Origin of the sequence: Streptomyces sp. NPDC018031 (assembly GCF_044327625.1) — a bacterium.
Lineage (GTDB): Bacteria > Actinomycetota > Actinomycetes > Streptomycetales > Streptomycetaceae > Streptomyces.
On sequence record NZ_JBIRFT010000066.1, the window covers coordinates 1 to 2,378 of the forward strand.

At 76.2% G+C, this 2,378-nt stretch carries 1 protein-coding gene; it reads right to left on the reverse strand.

The genetic code is table 11. The features are described 5' to 3' along the window. Positions 1–2,378: polyketide synthase dehydratase domain-containing protein (locus tag ACH4B3_RS34240; RefSeq protein WP_398469701.1), on the reverse strand; the 2,378-nt coding region annotated here is incomplete at both ends.

Genomic DNA, 2,378 nt, shown 5'->3' on the forward strand with positions numbered 1-2,378 from the left:
GGGCTTGCGGTGGCGTAGATCTCGGCGCCGAGGTGGCGGGCGATCTGGACGGCGGCGGTGCCGACGCCGCCGGTGGCGGCGTGGATGAGGACCCGTTCGCCCGCGGTGAGTCCCGCGAGGTCGACCAGCCCGTACCACGCCGTCAGGAACGTCGTCGGTACGGCCGCGGCCTGCTGGTCGGTCCAGCCGGGCGGGACCGGGACGAGGGTGCGGGCGTCGGCGACGGCGACCGGGCCGAAGGCGCCCTCGAACAGGCCCATGACACGGTCGCCGGGCGCCACCGACGTCACGTCGGCAGCCACCTCCAGCACCACCCCCGCGCCCTCGCTGCCGCGGAACACCCCGTCCGCGTCCGGGTACATCCCCAGCACGATCAGCACATCGCGGAAGTTGATCCCCGCGGCGCGCACCGCGATCCGCACCTGACCCGCCGCCAGTGGCTCCAGCACCTCCGGGCAGGGCACCACCGAGACGCTGTCGACGGTGGCGGTGCCGGTGGACGCGAGCCGCCACGCCGGTTCGCCCGGCGGCGGGGCCAGCTCCGGCACCGCCGCCCGCTCCAGCCGCGGTGCCAGCACGCGTCCTCCGCGCACCGCCACCTGCGGCTCGTCCAGAGCCACCGCCCGGGTCACCGCGTCGAGCACATCGCCGGGTCCGGTGGTGTCGTCGACGTCGCACAGCAGGAAACGGCCCGGGTTCTCCGCCTGGGCACTGCGCAGCAGGCCCCACACCCCGGCTGCCGCCGGGTCGGGGCCGGATGCCCCGGGGCCGTCGTCGGCCTCCCCGGCCGCCACCGCGCCCCGGGTGACCAGGACCAGCCGGGTGTCGGCGAGCGCCGGTTCCGCGAGCCACCGCCGGGCGATCGTCAGCGCGCGGGCCGTCGGCTCCTGGTCGTCATCGGCCGTGGTGACGCCGACGAGTACCGTCGCGGGGCCGGCCGGGCCCGCGACGCTGGCGGCGATCAGGGCGTCGACGTCGGCGTGGCGGGGCAGCCCGTGCTCCGCCGAGGACAACGGCAGCGGACCGTCGTCCAGCGTGGCCCAGGCCGCCGCGTCCGGCGCCACCGGCTGCGTCGCTGCCTCCCCGGCCGGTGCCGGCAGGGCCACCCAGTCCACCGTGAACAGCCCTTCCACCCGCCGCGCCGCCGCCTCGCGCAACTGCCGCGGGCTGGTCGGGCGGAGGTCCACCGACTCCGCGCCGAACACCGGGCTGCCCGCCGCGTCGGCCACGGTCAGCCGGAAGCCGTGGTCCAGCGGGGACAGACGGACCCGGACCGCGCGGGCACCGGTGGCCGACAGCGACACGCCGCGCCAGGCGAACGGCAGCCACAGCTGACCGTCGTCCTCCCGGCGGTCCAGCGCCACCGGGTGCAGGGCCGCGTCGAGCAGCGCGGGGTGGACACCGAACCCGTCGGCCCCCTCGTGCGCCGCCTCGGGCAGCATCGCCTCGGCGAGCAGGTCCTCGCCCTGCCGCCAGGCGGCGGTCATGCCCTGGAAGGCCGGGCCGTAGCCATGGCCCATCGCCTCGGCGCGGCGGTAGAAGCCGGCCACGTCCACCGGCTCGGCGTCCCGCGGCGGCCAGGCCCCGGCCGGTGCCGCGTCCGGGACGTCCGGGGCCGTCGGGACCAGATGCCCGGTGGCGTGGCACGTCCAGGGAGCGCCGTCGTCCTCCTCGGGCCGGGAGTGCACCCGTACCTCGCGCCGGGCGTCCTCCTCGGGGGCGTCCACCACGATCTGGACCCGTAGCGCGCCGGACGCGGGGAGCGCCATCGGGATCTGCAGCGCGAGTTCCCCGATGCCGCCGCAGCCCGCCTCGTCGGCCGCCCGCAGCACCCACTCCACCAGGGCGGTGCCCGGTACCAGCGGGACGCCGGCGACCAGGTGGTCGGCGAGCCACCCGCCGGCCTCGACGGACGGGACCCGGCCGGTCAGCACCAGCCCGCCGCCGGCCAGTTCGACCGCGGCGCCGAGCTGGGGGTGGGCCACCGAGGTGAGCCCGGCGGACCTGAGGTCGCCCGGCCCGTCGTCCAGGCCCAGCCAGTACCGCTCGTGTTGGAAGGGGTAGGTGGGGAGGTCGGTGGTGGGGGGTGGGGGTGTGGGGTACCAGTGGGTCCAGGTGATGTCGAGGCCGGTGGTGTGGGCGTGGGCGAGGGCGTGGGCGAGGTCGGTGGGGGTGCCGTGGTCGCGGCGGAGGGTGTGGATGACGGTGGCGGTGTGGCCGGTGTTGTTGGTGTTGTTGGGATCAGTGTTGTTGGTGTGGTCGATGGTGTCTTGGATGCCGGGGGTGAGGACGGGGTGGGGGCTGATTTCGATGAAGTGGCGGTGGCCTTGGGTCAGGAGGGTGGTGAGGGTTTCGGTGAAGAGGACGGGTTGGCGGAG